The organism is uncultured Sphaerotilus sp., from assembly GCF_963924895.1.
Classification (GTDB): domain Bacteria; phylum Pseudomonadota; class Gammaproteobacteria; order Burkholderiales; family Burkholderiaceae_C; genus Sphaerotilus.
The window spans coordinates 30,959-48,477 of record NZ_CAWURG010000055.1; the positions used below are offsets into that span (position 1 = coordinate 30,959).

The following is a 17,519-nucleotide window of genomic DNA, read 5'->3' on the forward strand; positions in this document are numbered from 1 at the left end:
GCCAGGTGCCCAGTACGACAGCGCCCAGCGCAACAGCCTTGGTGGCGGCCAAGACGAGCCGCCTGCTCGTCACCCTGACCAGATCTACCACGGGTTTTCCTGAATTCTGAAGGGGGCGATGGTACCGAATCAGGGCGCCAAGCTCAAGCGTTTGCCTCAATTTTCAGCAGAAGAACAGGGCCATCCGCGCAAGTAAGCGGGTGCAAACTCCTTGCGGAAGCCCTGTCGTGTCTGGTTTGAGCGTCTTCAGCGCACCGCGTTCGCGTCCGCCACGGTCAGCGCCGTCATGTTGACGATGCGCCGCACCGTCGCCGACGGGGTCAGCACATGCACCGGTTTGGCCGCACCCAGCAGCACCGGGCCGATGGCGATGCCGCCGCCGGCGGTGGTCTTCAGCAGGTTGTAGCTGATGTTGGCCGCGTCGATGTTGGGCAGTACCAGCAGATTGGCCTCCCCCTGCAGCGTGCAGCGCGGCATCAGCTCGGACCGATACACCGGGTCGAGCGCGGTATCGCCGTGCATCTCGCCATCCACCTCCAGCCAGGGTGCGTGCTCGCGCAGCAGCGCCAGCGTGTCGCGCATCTTCACGGCGGACGGCTGGTTGCTCGAACCGAAGTTCGAGTGCGACAGCAGCGCCGCCTTGGGCTGCAGGCCGAAGCGGCGCATTTCCTCGGCCGCCAGGATCGTGATCTCGCAGAGCTGCTCGGCGGTCGGGTCGTAGTTGACGTGGGTGTCGACGAGGAAAACCTGTCGGCCCGGCAGCACCAGCCCGTTCATGCAGGCATAGGTGTTGACGCCCTTGCGGCGGCCGATGACCTGGTCGATGTACTGCAGGTGGTACGACGTGGAACTCCAGGTGCCGCAGATCATGCCGTCCACCTCGCCGGTGTGCAGCAGCATCGAGGCGATCAGCGTCATGCGCCGGCGCATCTCGATCTTGGCGAGCTGCTCGGTGACCCCCTGGCGGTCCGTCATCTCGTGGTAGATCTGCCAGAACTTGCGGTAGCGGGCGTCGTCGTCGATGTTGACGATCTCGTAGTCGCGGCCCTCTTCCAGGCGCAGGCCGAGCTTGTCGATGCGGCTGCGGATGACGCTGCCGCGGCCGACCAGCACCGGAAACGCCAGGTCCTCGTCCACCACCACCTGCACCGCGCGCAGCACGCGGCGGTCCTCGCCCTCGGCGTAGGCGACGCGGCGGGCCTTGGCGCGCTTGGCCACGGCATAGATCGGCTTCATCACCGTGCCGGCCGCGTAGACGAAGGCGCGCAGCTTCTCGCGGTAGGCGTCCATGTCGGCGATCGGGCGGGTCGCGACGCCGGAGTCCATGCCCGCCTGGGCCACGGCCGGCGCGATCTGGATCATCAGCCGCGGATCGAAGGGCTTCGGGATCAGGTATTCAGGCCCGAAGGACAGCGTGGCGCCACCGTAGGCCGCCGCCACCACGTCGTTCTGCTCCGCCTGCGCCAATTCGGCGATGGCGCGCACCGCGGCGATCTCCATCTCGTCGGTGATCGTGGTCGCGCCGCAGTCCAGCGCACCGCGGAAGATGTAGGGGAAGCACAGGACGTTGTTGACCTGGTTCGGGTAGTCGGTGCGGCCGGTGGCCATGATGGCGTCGTCGCGCACCGCCTTGACCGCTTCCGGCATGATTTCCGGGGTCGGATTGGCCAGCGCGAAGATGATCGGCCGTTCGGCCATCGTCGCCACCATGTCAGCCTTGAGCACCCCGCCCGCCGACAGCCCGAGGAAGATGTCCGCGCCGGCGATGGCCTCGCGCAGCGTGCGCTGCTCGGTCACCTGGGCGAACTCGGCCTTGTCCGGGTCCATCAGTTCGGTGCGGCCCTGCCAGACCAACCCCACGAGGTCCGTCACCCAGATGTTCTCGCGCGGCAGGCCCAGCTTGACCAGCAGGTTCAGGCAGGCCAGCGCCGCCGCCCCCGCGCCCGAGGACACCAGCTTGACCTGCCGGATGTCCTTGCCCAGCACCTTCAGCCCGTTGAGCAGCGCCGCGCCGACCACGATGGCCGTGCCGTGCTGGTCGTCGTGGAACACGGGGATCTTCATGCGCTCGCGCAGCTTGCGCTCGACGTAGAAGCAGTCCGGCGCCTTGATGTCCTCGAGGTTGATGCCGCCAAAGGTCGGCTCCAGCGACGCGATGATGTCCACCAGCTTGTCGAGGTCGTTCTCGGCGATCTCCAGGTCGAACACGTCGATGCCGGCGAACTTCTTGAACAGGACTGCCTTGCCCTCCATCACCGGCTTGGACGCCAGCGGGCCGATGTTGCCCAGGCCGAGCACCGCGGTGCCGTTGGTGACCACGGCGACGAGGTTGCCGCGCGAGGTGTAGCGGAAGGCGTTGGCCGGATCGTCCACGATCTCCTCGCAGGCCGCGGCCACCCCCGGCGAATACGCCAGCGCCAGATCGCGCTGGTTGACCAGCTGCTTGGTCGCGGCGATGGCGATCTTGCCCGGCGTCGGAAACTCGTGGTACTCGAGTGCCGCGCGGCGCAGTTCGGCTTGTTTCTGTTCGGATGTGGTCATGGAGCGGATTCGGCTGAGGGAACTGGAGCGGGGCTGGCGATTGTAGGAAGCCCCCCGTCACTGTGCGCGGTATTGCTTGCCCTGTCACAGCATGGGTCCATGCGCTTCCTGCATGGTTGGCCAGAATGCCGGCCCGCCCATTCGCGAAACTGCGTAGCCCCTGCCAGGGTCGGCGCTGGATACTGTGCCCATGCCTGCCGACAGTCCGCCGCCGCCCTCGTCCACTGCCCTGTCCGCGCTGCTGGTCAATGTGTCACGCCGCTGGCAGGGCGCGCCGCTGTGGGCCGCGCTGGTGGCGCTGGTGGTCACCGTGCAGGCGGCCCTGCTCTGGCTCACCTGGCAGCAGGAGCAGAGCCAGCGCCAGGAAAACACCGATGCCGCCGCGCTGGCCGCCGCGGCCGACGTGCGCCAGCGCCTGCTGGACGATGCGCAGACCCTGCAGCGGCTGCTGTGGGACCGGGGCCGGCCCGACCTCTGGCGCCCGCAGGCCAAGCAGCTGCTGCACGAGCGGCCCGAGTTCCTGCGCATCGAGCGCCGCGGCCCCCGGTTCTCGATCGACGAACTCGTGGCCTCCGCCGCCTACCCGGCGCAGTTCCAGAGCATCCCGCGCGAAGGCATGTCGGTCGATGCGGAAATCGCCTGCGCTACCGCGCGCCGCTTCGCCGCACCCGCCTACTCGCGCACCTACTTCCTGCCCAACCCGAACGGCCTGGGGCTGGAGGTGGTCGATCTGTGCATCCCGCTGGCCACGGAGACCGGGGGGACCAACGCGGTGGTGGCGACGCTGGCCCTGTCGGACCTGCTGCAGGCGGCGATCCCGACGGACGTTGTGCGCCGCCACGAGGTGCTGCTGGTCGAAGCCGACGGCACCCGGCTGGCCCGGGTCGGCGCGCGGCGGGGCGCAGGCGTGTTCATCGCGGACCGGCTGGTCGATGTCTCGGGCTTCACGGCGGTGGTGCGGCTGGACAGCCTGCAGGGCGTGCCGCGGCTGATCCCGAACCTGAGCGCGGCGCTGGTCGTGCTGCTGTCGGTGGCGCTCGGGGTCGTGATCCTGCTGCTGGTGCACGACGTGCGCCGGCGCTCGGCGGCCGAGCAGGCGCTGGCCGAAGCGCTCACCTTCCGCAAGGCCATGGAAGACTCGCTCGTCACCGGCCTGCGCGCGCGCACCACCGACGGCCGCATCACCTACGTCAACCCCGCCTTCTGCCAGATGGTCGGCTACGACGCGGACGAGCTGCTGCAGGCCGAGACCCCACCGTACTGGCCGCCCGAGATGGCCGCGCTCTACACCGAGCGCCAGCACGCGCGCAACGCCGGCAACACCCCGCCGCGCGAGGGCCACGAAACCGTGTTCATGCGCCGCGACGGCGAGCGCTTCCCGGTGCTGATCTTCGAGGCCCCGCTGATCGACGCCCGCGGCCGGCCCGGCGGCTGGATGAGCACCGTGCTCGATGTCAGCGCCCAGCGCCGCATGGAGGAACTCTCGCGCCAGCAGCAGGACAAGCTCCAGGCGGCGGCCCGGCTGGCGACCATGGGCGAGATGGCCACCCTGCTCAGCCACGAGCTGAACCAGCCGCTGGCGGCGATTGCCAGCTACGCCACCGGCAGCCTCAACCTGATGCCTGCGGCGCCGGACGACCCACCCGCTGACCTCGACACCCAGTTGATGATCCGCCAGGCCGTGGCCCGCATCGCCGAGCAGGCCGAGCGCGCCGGCCGCGTGATCCGCAGCGTGCACCAGTTCGTCCGCCGGCGCGACCGGCTGCGCGAGAACGTGCGGGCCGGCGAGCTGATCGACGCGGTGCTGCCGCTGGTCCGGCTGGCCGCGCGCGGCAGCCACACCCGCATCGAGATCGACGTGCCCGAGCCAGCGCCGCGCGTGTCCTGCGACCGGACGATGGTCGAGCAGGTGCTGCTGAACCTGGCCCGCAACGGCATCCAGGCGATGGAGGAAGACGCCGACCTGCCGCTGAACCAGCGCACGCTGCGGCTGGAGGTGCGGCAGGTCGACGCACGCTGGGTCGCCTTCCAGCTGACCGACCACGGCCCCGGCATTCCCGAGGCGGTGGCGCGCCAGCTCTTCACGCCCTTTTTCAGCACCAAGCCCGAAGGCATGGGCATCGGGCTGGCGATGTGCCGCACCGTCGTCGAGCAGCACGGTGGCGCGCTCGATTTCAGCCCCGGCCCGGACGGGCGCGGCACCACATTCCGGTTTACGCTCCCGTCTTCGTCGCACCCCACCCCGAGCACTGCACCATGACTGCACGCGTCCAGACCCCGAGCGGCACGGTCTTCGTCGTCGACGACGAGGAAGTGCTGCGCGATGCCCTGTCCTGGCTGCTGCGCTCGCGCCGGCTGCTGCCGCGGGCCTATGCGTCGGCCGACACCTTCTGGGCCGCGATCGAGAAAAACGATGTCCGCCCCGACTCGCCCGCCTGCCTGCTGCTGGACATGCGCATGCCGGGCATGAACGGCATGGCGCTGTTCGAGCGGCTGATCGAGCGCGGCTGGCTCGACGTGCTGCCGGTCATCTTCCTGACCGGCCACGCCGACGTGGCCACGGCGGTGATGGCGGTCAAGCGCGGCGCCTTCGACTTCGTCGAGAAACCGTTCTCGGACAATGCGCTGGTCGACCGCGTGGTCGAGGCGCTCGGCCGCAGCGAACAGGCGCTGGCCCGGCTGCACGAACGCGACGGCCTGCGCCGGCACCTGGACGACCTGACCGAGCGCGAGCTGGAGGTGATGCGCCTGGTGACCGCCGGGCGCGCCAACAAGCAGATCGCCGACACGCTGGACATCAGCGTGCGCACCGTGGAAGTCCACCGCGCGCGGGTATTCGACAAGATGGATGTGAAATCGGCGGTCGAGCTGGCCAATGTGCTGCGCGGCGCCGGCCTGGATTGAAACCGGACGACTGAAAGCAGCAAACGACCCCATGTCCCTCGGAGAATTCGACCTCATCGCCCGCCACTTCACGCGCCCCGCCCGGCGCAACCCGCTCGGCGTCGGCGACGACTGCGCGCTGATCGCCCCCGCCCCCGGGATGCAGCTCGCGGTGTCGAGCGACATGCTGGTCGAGGGCCGGCACTTCCTGTCCACCGTCGCGCCCGAGCGGCTCGGCCACAAGGCGCTGGCGGTGAACCTGTCCGATCTGGCGGCCTGCGGCGCGCAGCCGCTGGCCTACACGCTGGCACTGGCGCTGCCCCGGGCCGACGACACCTTCCTCGCCGGCCTGGCCCGCGGCCTGCACACGCTGGCCGACCGCCACGACCTCGACCTCGTCGGCGGCGACACGACCGCCGGGCCGCTGAACCTGTGCATCACCATCTTCGGCGAGGTGCCCGCTGGCGCCGCGCTGCTGCGCAGCGGCGCGCGGCCGGGCGACGAACTCTGGGTCAGCCACCCGCTCGGCGAGGACACGCCCGGCTGGCTCGGCGATGCCCGGCTGGCGCTGGAGGTGTTCCGCGGCACGCCGGGTCTGCACGTGCCAGGCGAGACCTTCGACCACCTGCGGCTGGCGATGGAATGCCCCGAACCGCGGGTCGCGCTCGGGCTGGCGCTGCGCGGCGTGGCGACCAGCGCGATCGACGTGTCGGACGGCCTGCTCGGCGATCTGCAGCACGTGCTGCGCCGCTCGGGCACGGACGGCCGCGCGCTCGGCGTGGTCCTCGACGCCGACGCCCTGCCCCGCAGCCCGCTGATGCGCGCGCAGACCGCCGCGCTGCAGCACGAATGCCTGCTTGCCGGGGGCGACGACTACGAGCTGCTGTTCACCGCCGCACCCGCCGACCACAGCGCCGTCCTGGCCGCCGGAGAGCGCAGCGCCACGGGTGTGCGCTGCATCGGCCGCATCACCGCCGACAGCGACACCACGGTCCACGACCGCCACGGCCACCGCGTGGCCACGCCCTGGGCCTCGTTCGACCATTTCCGCAGCTGATGCCCAAGGTCCCCATGAACGCCCCTGCCGACCTTGCCGACGCCCCGTCCGACGACGTGACCGATGTCGAACCCCGCCCGGCCCCGAAGCGGCGCGTGGGACCGCGGTTTCTGCTGAGCCACCCGGCGCACTTCCTGGCCCTCGGCGCCGGCAGCGGCCTGAGCCCGATCGCCCCGGGCACCGCGGGCACGCTGTGGGCCTGGGTGGCGTTCGCGGTGCTGAACGTCTGGCTCGACAGCGCCGGCTGGGGCTGGACGCTGCTGGGCGGCTTCTTCGTCGGCTGGTGGGCCTGCACCGTCGCGGCCACCCACGCCGGCATCGCCGACCCGGGCTTCATCGTCTGGGACGAGGTGCTGGCCTTCTGGCTCATCCTGTGGGTGCTGACGCCGGCCAGCCTGGGCCTGCAGATCACCGCGTTCGCGCTGTTCCGCTACTTCGACGCCGCCAAGCCCGGCCCCGTGCGCTGGGCCGACCAGCACTTCAAGGGCGGCGGCTGGCGCGGCGGCTTCGGCATCCTGTTCGACGACCTCGTTGCCGCGGGCTGCACGCTGTTCACCATCGCCGTCGGCGTGGCGCTGACGCGCCTTGTCCAGGGAGTCCTGTGATGTCCGAACCCCACGCTGACCACGCGGACCACGCCGTCCACAGCCTCGCCGACCTGCTGCGCCCGCTCGGCTGGCACCTCGCCACGGCCGAAAGCTGCACCGGCGGCATGATCGCCGCCGCCTGCACCGATCTGGCCGGCTCCAGCGACTGGTTCGACCGCGGTTTCGTCACCTACAGCAACGAAGCCAAGTCCGAGATGCTCGGCGTGGACTCGGCGCTGATCACGCAGGACGGCGCGGTCAGCGAGTCCGTGGCCCGCGCGATGGCCGCGGGCGCGCAGCGCGAGGCGGGGGTCGAAGCCGCGGTGGCCGTCACCGGCATTGCCGGACCGGGCGGCGGCAGCGAGGCCAAGCCGGTCGGCACCGTCTGGTTCGCCTGGGCGCTGCCGGGGTGGGTCTGGGCTGAATGCCGGCACTTCGAGGGCGACCGCGCCGCCGTGCGCACCCAGACGCGCGACCACGCGCTGGCGGTGCTGGTGTCGGCGCTGCAGGCCATGCCGTGAGCGCCGCCGCGAACCACACCACCATCGCGCTGGCCTGCCGCTTCGACGCGCAGGAATGGGCCGAGTGGCTGCCCGCGCTGGCGGCCGCGCTGCCCGGCGACACGCTGGTGCGCGCCGACGAACCGGACCACGACCCCGCCGCGGTCGAGATCGCCATCGTCGCCAACCCGCCGGCCGGCGCGCTGCAGCGCTACCCGAGGCTGCGGCTGGTGCAGTCGCTGTGGGCGGGGGTCGACAAGCTGCTGGCCGACCCGACGGTCCCGCCTGATCTGCCGATCGTGCGCATGGTCGATCCGGCCATGAACGCCGCGATGGCGGAGACGGCGCTGTGGGCCGTGCTGACGCTGCACCGTGGCTTCCACACCTATACCCGCCAGCAGCGCGAGGGCGTCTGGCGGCAGCATCCCCAGCGCCGGGCCGACGAGGTGCACATCGGTGTGCTGGGGCAAGGGCAGATGGGCAGCGCGGTGAGCCAGCGGCTGCGGGCGATGGGCTACCGGGTCACGGGCTGGCGGCGCGGCGAGCCGCTTGGCCCCGTGCTGGCGGACAGCGAGATCCTGCTCAACCTGCTGCCGCTGACGCCGGACACCCATGGCCTGATCGACGCGGCCCTGCTGCGCCAGCTACCACGCGGCGCAGCGCTGGTGAACCTGGCCCGCGGCGCGCACGTGGTGGACGCCGACCTGCTGGCCGCGCTCGACGACGGGCAGCTCGGCCACGCCGTGCTGGACGTGTTCCACCAGGAGCCACTGCCGGCCGGTCACCGCTACTGGACCCATCCCGCGGTCACCGTGCTGCCGCATGTCGCGGCGCAGACCGACGCGCGCTCGGCCGCGCGGGTCGTGGCGCAGCACCTGGCCGCCTGGCGCCGCGGCGAGCCGCTGGCGCACCAGGTCGACCGCCGTACCGGCTACTGACGCACGCACGGCCCGGCGTGGATCAGAGCATCTGCGCGAAGTCGGTGTCGACGTGCAGGGCCTCGTTCGACGGTGCCTGCCAGCGGTGCACCCAGCCGAGGAACTCCTCGGAGGGCATCGGCCGACCGATGCCATAGCCCTGGCCCTCGTCGCAGCCAAGCCGCGCCAGCAGCGCCCAGGCCTTGTCGGTCTCCACGCCCTCGGCCACCACGGTCAGCCCGAGGTTGTGCGCCAGCCCGATGGTGGACTGCACGATGCGGGCATCGTCCAGATCACGTTCCATGTTGGTGACGAAGCTGCGGTCGATCTTCAGCTCGTCCACCGGCAGCCGCTTCAGGTAAGCCAGCGAGGAGTAGCCGGTGCCGAAGTCGTCGATCGACAGGTGCACCCCCAGTTCGTGCAGCTTCTGCAGCGTCTGCAGCGCGCGCGCCGGGTCGTCCATGATCGCGCTCTCGGTGATCTCCAGGCAGAGCCGGGCGGCCGAGACCCGGTGCCGGTCCAGCAGGCGGCGCACGCGGTCCGTCAGATCAGGGTCGAGCAGGTCGCGGGTCGACAGGTTGATGCTGAGCTTCAGCACCAGCCCGGCCTCCTGCCACTGCTGCAGCGCCTGCACGCCGGTTTCCAGCATCCAGACCGTGATCTGGCGGATGAAGCCGGTCTGCTCGGCAAACGGGATGAACTGCATCGGCGGCACCAGCCCGCGCTGCGGATGCGCCCAGCGCACCAGCGCCTCGCCGCCGAGCACCCGCCCCGACTTCAGATCGACCTTGGGCTGCACGTACAGGCGCAGTTCCTGCCGCTCGATCGCCTGGCGCAGCTCGCTCAGCAGCGACAGCGAGGCGCTGCTGCGGGTGTCCATCGAGGCGTCGTAGACCAGCATGCCGAGCTGGCGGCGCTTGGCGGCGTACATCGCCACCTCGACCAGACCGAGCAGGGTCTCCGGCTCGTGTGCATGGGCCGGCGCGAAGGCGATGCCCAGGCTGGCGCTGAGGTCGATGGTGTGCTCGTCGAGCCGCATCGGCAGGTCGAGCACAGCGAGCAGCGCACGGGCGATCTCCTGGGCTTTCGGGGTGTCGGCCGCCGACAGCAGCAGCCCGAACTCGTCCCCGCTCAGGCGCGCCAGCACCGTGTCCGGCCGGTTGGAACACCCCGCCAGCCGCTGCGCCACCTCGCACAGCAGCCGGTCGCCGAGCTGGTGGCCGAGCACGTCGTTGACATGCTTGAAGCGGTCCAGGTCCAGCATCAGCACCGCCAGCGGCGCCACCGCACCCGCCGCATCCGGCTGCAGACGCGCCCGCAGCAGATCGACAAACTGCGCGCGGTTGGGCAGCCCCGTCAGCGTGTCCCAGTAGGCCAGCCGACTGATGGCGTGCTCACGGTGCTGCACCGCCTGGCGGGTCGACTCGAAGGCCCGCGCCAGCTGCACCAGCTCGTCGCCGACCACCCGCTCGTCGGGCACGCGCACCGGCGAGTCGTAGTCGGCGCGGCTCAGCCGCTCGGCGGCGCGCCGCAGCCCGCGGATCGGCCGGCTCAGGCGCCGCGCCGTCACCGCACTGCCGACCGCGAACACCACCACCCCGACCAGCGTGAGCAGCAGCAGCATGCGCTGCAGCCGCTCGAAGGGCGCGAGCGCCTCGTCGACCGCGTGCGCCAGCACCAGCCGCAGCGGTGGCATGGAGTGGCCATCGGACAGCCCCGTGTCGAGCACGAACTCGCAGCTGCGCCAGCGGCTGTCCGCCTCGCGCAGTTCCTGGCCGCAGGGGCTGGCCTCCGGATTCGGGGCGGTCAGCGTGTCACCGGCCTGCACGAAGGTCGACAGCAGCACACGCGCCGGTGGTCCGTTGAACAGCACCGCGCCGCGCAGATCGGTGATGGCGCTGAGCTGCTGCAGCACCGAGCGGTCCAGCACGAAGCCCATCAGCACCCAGCCGACCGTGCGTGGTGCCTTCACCGGCACCGCGACGAGTTGGTAGGCACGGCCGTCGATCAGCGTCAGGCGGGCGTTCTGTGCGCTCACGCCGCCGCCCGGCCCGGTCATCGCCGCCATGCGTGCCACCGGCAGCAGCGCAGCGACCCGGTCCACGCTCAGCCCGGTCGAGGCCACCGGGCGCCAGGCCGGATCGGTGTAGATCACCAGCGAGGCGCCGATGCGCCGGCCGTGGTTTTCCAGCGCATCGCTCAGCGTGGCGACGTCGCGGCTGCTCACCGCCGAACGAAACCCGAAATCGGACGCCAGCAGCGCCGCCGCTTCGGACAGGCGCTCGGCACGCTGCTCCAGCAGCCGGGTGAACACCCGCTGGCCGGTCTGCAGATCGCGGTCGATCGACCGTGTGGCGCTCTGGCCGATCGCGCGGTTCACCAGCACCAGGCTGATGCCCTGCACCACCAGCAGCAGCAGCAGGAAGGGCCAGACGATGCGCCGCTCCAGCCCGCTCAGGCGCCAGCCGGCCAGGCGCGCCGCGAACCTGCTCACGGCGCGGCCACCACGGGCAAGGCCACCACCACGGACGGCGTCCCGGCAGCACCGACCTTCAGCGGCTGCACCTGCAGGTCCGTGCCTTCGCGCATGCGCGGATGCCAGGTGCGCAGGCGGTGTTCCCCTGCGGGCACCTCCAGCACCACCCGGCCGGCGGCGTCCGTGCGCCCGAACAGCGGCGTGTCGACCACCACCACCGCGCCGATCATCTGGTCATGGATGTTGCAGCCGAGCACGACCACGCCGGCCCGGTCGAATACCACGGGGGTCGACGGACGCCCGTTGTAGAGCTTCAGCTCGAAGGTCCTGGCCGGCGAGAACGAGTAGACGTGGTGGCGCACGGTGTCGAGGTTGGGGAAGTCGACCGCCGTGCCCGTCTGCACCACCAGCAGGCCCGGCTCGAAGCTGCGCTGGCGCTGGCTGATCTCGGCGCGGGTGCCGGGAGCGGCCACCCTGGCCACGCCGCCGACCTCGATCGCCACCACCGCCCCGGTCAGCGGCTTGCCGGCCGGATCCAGCGCCTGCACGGTCACGGCGGCCGCCAGCACCCAGCCAGGAAGCGCCAGCCCCACGGCCAGACCCACCGCCGGTCCGAGCAGCCGCCGCGCCATCACGGTGCCTTTCGGGTGGTGCCGGCCTGCACGATGTCGCGCCGGTCCGCTGTCAGCCGCCGCAGCAACTCATTCTTGTCGGCCGGCGCGACGCCCGCCGCATCCAGCTCCTCCCGCAGAAACGCCACCATCAGGTCGAATTCGTGCGCCTGGATGCCCAGCTCTGCATGCGAATTGGCCATGGTCTCGCCTTCGTAGGGGCAGCCACCGTCGGCCTCCTTGCACAGGTAGTCGGCGAGGCTGTCCTTGAGTGGCCCGAGCTTGGTCTTCTCGAAACTGCGGCGGGTGCGTGGATCGGTGGCGGTGCGGTCGATCAGGCGCGCGGACAGCTGCGCCACGCCGGGTCGGTCGCCGAGTCGGTGGTACAGCGAGTCCCCGCCCGGCGTCGGCAGGGCACAGCCGGCCAGTCCGAGCAGGCCGGAGAGCACCCAGACGAACAGCCAGGCCAGCCTGGGCTGCACAGGCACAGACCCATACGCGTTTCGGAACATGTTCATCCTCGGACCGGACATGGGCCAAGGATCCTCCGGCAGTCGCGTGGCCAAAGCGCAAAGAACCGCCCGGAACGCGGTCCTGATGCAGCCGCTGCGCACCGGCAGCGGGTGCCACGCTGCCAGCATGAACAAGCATCCACTCTGGCTCTTCCTCGTGCTGCTGGCCCTGGCCGGCACCGGCACGGTGCAAGCCGGCGACCGCCTGACCGCCACCTCTGGCGTCGGCACGGTCGAAGGCAGCGCCGGCGGTGGCCTCGTGCCCTGGGCGCTGATCGGCGGCTACGGCAGCCGCGACCAGATCGGCGCCTCGGCCCACCTGACCCGCGTGCGCACCGACGGCGGCTACACGCTGACCACCACCGCCGCCGCCATCGGCGTGCACGACACCTGGGAAGCCTCGGTGGCGCAGATGCGCTTCGGCCTGAGCGACACGGTGCCAGGGCAGTCGGTGCGGCTGAACGTGCTCGGCCTGAAGTGGCGCGTGCTCGGCGATGCGGTCTACGACCAGGACCGCTGGTGGCCACAGCTCAGCGTGGGGGCGCAGTACAAGTACAACGAGGACATGGCGGTGCCCACCGCGCTCGGCGCCCGCCGCGCCAGCGACACCGACCTCCTGGTCAGCGCCACCAAGGTCTGGCTCGGCGGACTGGCCGGCTACAACACGCTCGCCAACCTGACGCTGCGTCGCACGCGCGCCAACCAGTTCGGCCTGCTCGGCTTCGGCGGCGACCTGCGCGACGAGGCGCAGTGGATGCCCGAGGTCTCGGGTGCGGTGCTGCTGCGCGATGACCTCGCGGTCGGGGCGGAGTGGCGCCTCAAGCCCGACAACCTGGGCGTGTTCCGCGAAGAGAGTGCGCACGATGTGTTCATCGCCTGGTGGCCGGTGCGCCACCTGAGCCTGACTGCTGCGGTGGTGAACCTGGGCAACGTCGCCAACAAGGCCAGCCAGCGCGGCTGGTACGTGTCGGCACAGACGCAGTACTGATCGCCCGCGCCGGCCGGCGCCTCAGGCGGTCAGCGCCAGCGGCGGCCCTTTGCGCTGCCCGGGCTGCCCGCGCTGCACGGCCTGCACCGTCAGCAGCACCAGCCGCCGCAGCGCCGCCCACGGCTCGGCCGGCCACTGGCGGTCCGGCAAGCCCTTGACGATGCCGTCCACCGTGTGCGCGGCGGCGACGAGTTCGGTCAGCGTCGCGGCATCCAGCTGCGGCACGACGCGCTCGAACAGCTTTTCCTTCACGCCCCAGACCCGCGCATCGCGCAGCGCCAGCGGCAGCGGCTTGCCCTGCAGCGTGGCGGCGTGGACGCGCTGCAGCCCGCGCAGATCGTCCGCCAGCGTCCAGTGCACCAGCACAGCCGCCTCGCCCTCGGCCTCCAGCCCGTCGAGCATGCGCAGCGCCCGCGCCACCTGCCCGGCCAGCACCGCCTCGCCGAGCTTGAACACGTCGTAGCGCGCCACGTTCAGCACGGCGGATTCGATCTGCGTCTGCGTCAGCACCGTCGGCGCGCCACGCGGATCAGCCGGGGCGTACAGCAGCGCGAGCTTGCTGATCTCCTGGTGCGCGGCGAGCAGGTTGCCCTCGATGCGGTCGGCGAAGAAGGCCAGCGCGTGCTGCCCCGCCTCGCCGTCCTCGATGCGCAGCCCTTGTGCGGCCAGCCGCTGCGCGATCCACTGCGGCAGCGCGCGGCGCTCGACCGGGTCGATGCGGATGCTCGCGCCCGCGCCGTCCAGCGCGGTGAACCACGCGCTGGTCTGCTGCGTGCGGTCGAGCTTCGGCAGCAGGATGAGCGTCAGGTTGTCGTCGGACAGCGTCTCGACATAACGCTGCAAGGCCTCGGAGCCATCCTTGCCCGGCTTGCCCGAGGGAATGCGGATCTCGATCACGCGCCGGTCGGCGAACAGGCTCAGCGCGCTGGCCTCGCCCAGCAGGCCGGACCAGTCGAAATGCGCCCCGGCAACGGTGTGGACGCTGCGCTCGCTGTAGCCGGCGGCACGGGCGGCACTGCGGATCGCGTCCGCCGCTTCCTGCGCCAGCAGCGGCTCGTCGCCGTGGATCACGTAGAGCGGGCGCAGGCCCTTGGCGAGCGCCTGCGGAAGCTGGTCTGCGCGCAGTTGCATGGCGGCTCAGCCCGGCCCGAGCGCCGCCAGCCGCCGCAGCACCTGCGCCGCCAGATCGGTGTGCATCGAGCGGAACAGCATCGCGATCTCCTGCTCCTTGGCCAGCGCGCTGGCCTCGCTGTAGCTCACGTCGCGGGTCAGCGTCAGCTCGACCGAGGCGATCAGCGCGCGGCCGGCGGGCGTGCGGGCCTTGAAGCGCAGGCGGGCGCGCAGCGTCAGCTCGCTGACCTGCCCGGTGGCGGTCGAGGCCGCCGCCACCTGCTCGCGCGCATCCTCCAGCGCGTCGAACACCACGTCGGCGTCGGCGGCGGTCGCCGTCAGCACGACGCCGGGGCTGGCGCGCAGTTGCCGGCGCAGCTCGTCGCCCATCGGCGAGTAGGTGTCGAAGCCGGTGAGGTAGATGCGCTTGCGCTGCAGCTCCGGCGGGCGGCGCAGCTGGAAGCCGCAGCCCGCCAGGGCCGAGGCCATCGCCAGCGTGAACAGACGCCGCCGCATCGCCTCAGACCACCACGTTCACGAGGCGGCCAGGAACGACGATGATCTTCTTCGGCGGCTTGCCTTCGGCGAACTTGGCGACCTCGGCGCTGGCAGCGGCCACGGCTTCGATCGCGGCCTTGTCCGCACCGGCCGGCACGGTGATGGAACCGCGCGTCTTGCCGTTCACCTGCAGCACCAGCTCGATCTCGTCCTGCACCAGCGCGGCCTCGTCGACCTGCGGCCACGGCGCGTCGAGCAGATCGCCCAGCGCAGCGGCGTAGCCCAGATCGGCCCAGAGCTTCCACGTCGTGTGCGGACACGCCGGGTACAGCCCGCGCAGCAGCACCGAGTAGCCCTCGCGCAGCACGGCGGCCGAGGCCTTGCTGCCATCGTGCTTGTAGGCTTCCAGCGCGTTCAGCAGCTTCATGCCGCCGGACACCACGGTGTTGTATTGCATGCGCTCATAGTCGTGGCTGATCTGGCGCAGCACCAGATGCACCTCGCGGCGCAGCGCCTTGGCAGCGGCGGGCAGCTCACCCGACACCTGGCCAGCCGCACCCACCAAGACCGCCTCGTTCTTGGCGGCGAAGCCCCAGACGCGCTTCAGGAAGCGGTGCGCGCCCTCGACGCCCGCGTCGTTCCACTCCAGCGTCTGCTCCGGCGGGGACGCGAACATCACGAACAGGCGCGCGGTGTCGGCGCCGTACTGGTTGATCAGCTCCTGCGGATCGACGCCGTTGCTCTTGGACTTCGACATCGTCGTCATCTCGTACTCGAGCGGCAGGCCGTCCGCCTTCAGCGTGCCGCCGATGGTGACGCCGTGGTCGTTCGTCAGGACGTTGACCTCGTGTTCCCAGTAGTAGCTCTTGCCGCCGCCTTCCGGCTTGCGGAAGAAGGCGCCCTTGAGCACCATGCCCTGCGTCAGCAGCTTGGTGAACGGCTCGTTGATCTTGACGAGCTTCAGGTCGCGCATCACCTTGGTCCAGAAGCGGGCGTAGAGCAGATGCAGGATCGCGTGCTCGATGCCGCCGATGTACTGGTCCATCGGCATCCAGTAGTCGGTGCCGCCGGCGACCATCTGCTCGGAGTTCTGTGCGTCGCAGTAGCGCATGAAGTACCACGACGAGTCCACGAAGGTGTCCATCGTGTCCGTCTCGCGCTGCGCGGGCTTGCCGCAGCAGGGGCAGGCGACGTTCAGGAAATCGGTGCGCTTCTTGAGCGGGTTGCCCGAGCCGTCCGGCACGCAGTCGATCGGCAACACGACCGGCAGGTCGGCGGCCGGCACCGGCACCGCGCCGCAATCGTCGCAGTGGATGATCGGGATCGGCGTGCCCCAGTACCGCTGGCGGCTGATGCCCCAGTCGCGCAGGCGCCAAGTGGTCTTCTTCTCGCCGAGGCCCTTGGCACCGAGGAGTTCGGCCACCTTGGAGACGGCCTCGCTGTAGCTCAGGCCATCCAGTTCACCAGAATGCGCACACTCGCCGTTCTTAGTCGCGTACCACTCACTCCATGCTGTGGCCGAAAAACGCGGTGTGTCTTTCGCTGGTGCATCAGGTGCGTAAAACTGAGCAACCCACCTAGGTTTGACAACATCTTTGATCTCGATGCCGTACTTCTTGGCAAACGCGAAGTCGCGCTCGTCATGCGCTGGCACGCCCATCACGGCGCCGTCGCCGTAGCTCATCAGCACGTAGTTGCCGACCCAGACCTCGACCTGCGCGCCCGTCAGCGGGTGCGTGACGAACAGGCCCGTCGCCATGCCCTTCTTTTCCTGCGTGGCGAGTTCGGCTTCGGTGGTGCCGCCCTGCCCGCATTCGGCGATGAACGCAGCCAGCGCCGGATTCGTCGCGGCGGCGTGCGCGGCCAGCGGATGCTCCGGCGCCACGGCGCAGAAGGTCACGCCCATGATGGTGTCGGCGCGCGTCGTGAAGACGTACAGCTTGCCGTCCTGGATCAGCGCGCCATCAGCCCCTGCGATCTCGTGCGGGAAGGCGAAGCGCACGCCCTCGCTCTTGCCGATCCAGTTTTCCTGCATCAGCCGCACACGCTCGGGCCAGCCGCTGAGGTAGTTCGGGTCTTCCGGGTTGGCGACCGCGCCCAGCAGCTCGTCGGCGTACTGCACGATGTTCAGGTAGTAGCCGGGGATCTCGCGCTTCTCGACCAGCGCGCCGGAGCGCCAGCCGCGACCGTCGATCACCTGCTCGTTGGCCAGCACGGTCATGTCCACCGGATCCCAGTTCACGACCTGCGTGCGGCGCTCGGCGATGCCGGCTTCCAGCATCTTCAGGAACAGCCACTGGTTCCACTTGTAGTAGTCCGGGTCGCAGGTGGCGACCTCGCGCGACCAGTCGATCGCCAAGCCCATCGCCTGCATCTGCGTCTTCATGTAGGCGATGTTCTCGCGCGTCCACTTCTCGGGCGGCACGGCGTTCTTCAGCGCGGCGTTTTCCGCCGGCAGACCGAAGGCATCCCAGCCCATCGGCATCAGCACGTTGTAGCCCTTCATCCGCAACTGCCGGGTCAGCATGTCGTTGATGGTGTAGTTGCGCACATGGCCCATGTGCAGCTTGCCGCTCGGGTACGGCAGCATCGAGCAGGCGTAGAACTTGGGCTTGGTCTGGTCTTCGTGAACGCGGTAGGCGTCGGCGGCGCGCCAGGCGGTCTGGGCGGCGGATTCGACGGCGGTGGGGTCGTAGCGGTCTGGGAGGCTCATGGCGGCGCGGAATTCGTGGCGAACGTGCGGAGGCACGCTCAATCTGTGGATTATCGCGTGGCGCCCCGCGGGTCGCGCTGGTGCATCAACGAACGCATTTCCCGCTGTAAACAAACGTTGATGCGA

The 17,519-nt window shown here is 70.5% G+C and carries 14 protein-coding genes; 7 read left to right on the plus strand and 7 right to left on the minus strand.

Annotated features, from left to right (window positions below; genetic code table 11):
• Positions 1 to 246: 246 nt before the first annotated feature.
• Positions 247 to 2,541, minus strand: a complete 2,295-nt coding sequence (locus tag AABN02_RS19395; RefSeq protein WP_338416552.1) for an NADP-dependent malic enzyme — start codon at positions 2,539 to 2,541, stop codon at positions 247 to 249.
• A 190-nt stretch (positions 2,542 to 2,731) separates the two neighbouring features.
• Here AABN02_RS19395 and AABN02_RS19400 point away from each other — a divergent pair, with 190 nt between their 5' ends.
• The 6 genes from AABN02_RS19400 to AABN02_RS19425 are packed head-to-tail and all read left to right on the plus strand — an operon-like array spanning position 2,732 to position 8,506.
• A complete protein-coding gene (locus tag AABN02_RS19400; protein WP_338416553.1) occupies positions 2,732 to 4,801 on the plus strand; it encodes an ATP-binding protein in 2,070 nt (689 codons plus the stop codon).
• Positions 4,798 to 5,445 carry a response regulator gene (locus tag AABN02_RS19405; protein WP_338416554.1) on the plus strand — a complete coding sequence of 216 codons (648 nt, stop codon included), beginning with the start codon at positions 4,798 to 4,800 and terminating at the stop codon, positions 5,443 to 5,445. The genes AABN02_RS19400 and AABN02_RS19405 overlap by 4 nt, the downstream gene beginning before the upstream one ends.
• 31 nt (positions 5,446 to 5,476) lie before the next feature.
• On the plus strand, positions 5,477 to 6,481 hold the full coding sequence (thiL, locus tag AABN02_RS19410) for a thiamine-phosphate kinase (RefSeq protein WP_338416555.1): 1,005 nt from the start codon (positions 5,477 to 5,479) through the stop codon (positions 6,479 to 6,481).
• A gap of 14 nt (positions 6,482 to 6,495) precedes the next feature.
• Entirely contained in the window at positions 6,496 to 7,086 is a 591-nt protein-coding gene (locus AABN02_RS19415; RefSeq protein ID WP_338416556.1) for a phosphatidylglycerophosphatase A, read from the plus strand.
• Entirely contained in the window at positions 7,086 to 7,589 is a 504-nt protein-coding gene (locus AABN02_RS19420) for a CinA family protein (protein WP_338416557.1), read from the plus strand. Before AABN02_RS19415 ends, AABN02_RS19420 begins: the two co-directional genes overlap by 1 nt.
• On the plus strand, positions 7,586 to 8,506 hold the full coding sequence (locus AABN02_RS19425) for a glyoxylate/hydroxypyruvate reductase A (RefSeq protein ID WP_338416558.1): 921 nt from the start codon (positions 7,586 to 7,588) through the stop codon (positions 8,504 to 8,506). The genes AABN02_RS19420 and AABN02_RS19425 overlap by 4 nt, the downstream gene beginning before the upstream one ends.
• Positions 8,507 to 8,528: 22 nt before the next feature.
• Here the strand turns inward: AABN02_RS19425 and AABN02_RS19430 are convergent, their stop codons facing one another.
• The 3 genes from AABN02_RS19430 to AABN02_RS19440 are packed head-to-tail and all read right to left on the minus strand — an operon-like array spanning position 8,529 to position 12,090.
• Positions 8,529 to 10,979: an EAL domain-containing protein gene (locus tag AABN02_RS19430; RefSeq protein WP_338416559.1), complete on the minus strand. Its 2,451-nt coding sequence runs from the start codon at positions 10,977 to 10,979 to the stop codon at positions 8,529 to 8,531.
• Positions 10,976 to 11,593, minus strand: coding sequence for a methylamine utilization protein (locus AABN02_RS19435; RefSeq protein WP_338416560.1), 618 nt, complete (start codon positions 11,591 to 11,593; stop codon positions 10,976 to 10,978). The genes AABN02_RS19430 and AABN02_RS19435 overlap by 4 nt, the downstream gene beginning before the upstream one ends.
• The gene (locus AABN02_RS19440) at positions 11,593 to 12,090 is read right to left on the minus strand and encodes a group 1 truncated hemoglobin (protein WP_338416561.1); all 498 of its coding nucleotides are present in this window, start codon (positions 12,088 to 12,090) and stop codon (positions 11,593 to 11,595) included. Before AABN02_RS19440 ends, AABN02_RS19435 begins: the two co-directional genes overlap by 1 nt.
• Before the next feature lie 121 nt (positions 12,091 to 12,211).
• On the opposite strand from AABN02_RS19440, the gene AABN02_RS19445 reads away from it, so the two are divergent.
• Positions 12,212 to 13,072, plus strand: a complete 861-nt coding sequence (locus AABN02_RS19445; RefSeq protein WP_338416562.1) for a DUF3034 family protein — start codon at positions 12,212 to 12,214, stop codon at positions 13,070 to 13,072.
• A gap of 21 nt (positions 13,073 to 13,093) precedes the next feature.
• Here AABN02_RS19445 and holA read toward each other — a convergent pair whose 3' ends face one another.
• The 3 genes from holA to leuS are packed head-to-tail and all read right to left on the minus strand — an operon-like array spanning position 13,094 to position 17,393.
• Positions 13,094 to 14,203 carry a DNA polymerase III subunit delta gene (gene holA, locus AABN02_RS19450; protein WP_338416563.1) on the minus strand — a complete coding sequence of 370 codons (1,110 nt, stop codon included), beginning with the start codon at positions 14,201 to 14,203 and terminating at the stop codon, positions 13,094 to 13,096.
• 6 nt (positions 14,204 to 14,209) lie between these two features.
• On the minus strand, positions 14,210 to 14,698 hold the full coding sequence (gene lptE / locus AABN02_RS19455; RefSeq protein WP_338416564.1) for an LPS assembly lipoprotein LptE: 489 nt from the start codon (positions 14,696 to 14,698) through the stop codon (positions 14,210 to 14,212).
• Between the two features lie 4 nt (positions 14,699 to 14,702).
• Positions 14,703 to 17,393, minus strand: a complete 2,691-nt coding sequence (gene leuS, locus AABN02_RS19460; RefSeq protein ID WP_338416565.1) for a leucine--tRNA ligase — start codon at positions 17,391 to 17,393, stop codon at positions 14,703 to 14,705.
• Positions 17,394 to 17,519: the final 126 nt, after the last annotated feature.

What these genes read in the sequence shown, in the direction of transcription:
- AABN02_RS19395 (WP_338416552.1), bottom strand. Translation starts at nt 2,541, where the DNA reads ATGACCACATCCGAACAGAAACAAGCCGAACTGCGCCGCGCGGCACTC.
- AABN02_RS19400 (WP_338416553.1), top strand. Translation starts at nt 2,732, where the DNA reads ATGCCTGCCGACAGTCCGCCGCCGCCCTCGTCCACTGCCCTGTCCGCG.
- AABN02_RS19405 (WP_338416554.1), top strand. Translation starts at nt 4,798, where the DNA reads ATGACTGCACGCGTCCAGACCCCGAGCGGCACGGTCTTCGTCGTCGAC.
- thiL (WP_338416555.1), top strand. Translation starts at nt 5,477, where the DNA reads ATGTCCCTCGGAGAATTCGACCTCATCGCCCGCCACTTCACGCGCCCC.
- AABN02_RS19415 (WP_338416556.1), top strand. Translation starts at nt 6,496, where the DNA reads ATGAACGCCCCTGCCGACCTTGCCGACGCCCCGTCCGACGACGTGACC.
- AABN02_RS19420 (WP_338416557.1), top strand. Translation starts at nt 7,086, where the DNA reads ATGTCCGAACCCCACGCTGACCACGCGGACCACGCCGTCCACAGCCTC.
- AABN02_RS19435 (WP_338416560.1), bottom strand. Translation starts at nt 11,593, where the DNA reads ATGGCGCGGCGGCTGCTCGGACCGGCGGTGGGTCTGGCCGTGGGGCTG.
- AABN02_RS19440 (WP_338416561.1), bottom strand. Translation starts at nt 12,090, where the DNA reads ATGAACATGTTCCGAAACGCGTATGGGTCTGTGCCTGTGCAGCCCAGG.
- AABN02_RS19445 (WP_338416562.1), top strand. Translation starts at nt 12,212, where the DNA reads ATGAACAAGCATCCACTCTGGCTCTTCCTCGTGCTGCTGGCCCTGGCC.
- holA (WP_338416563.1), bottom strand. Translation starts at nt 14,203, where the DNA reads ATGCAACTGCGCGCAGACCAGCTTCCGCAGGCGCTCGCCAAGGGCCTG.
- lptE (WP_338416564.1), bottom strand. Translation starts at nt 14,698, where the DNA reads ATGCGGCGGCGTCTGTTCACGCTGGCGATGGCCTCGGCCCTGGCGGGC.
- leuS (WP_338416565.1), bottom strand. Translation starts at nt 17,393, where the DNA reads ATGAGCCTCCCAGACCGCTACGACCCCACCGCCGTCGAATCCGCCGCC.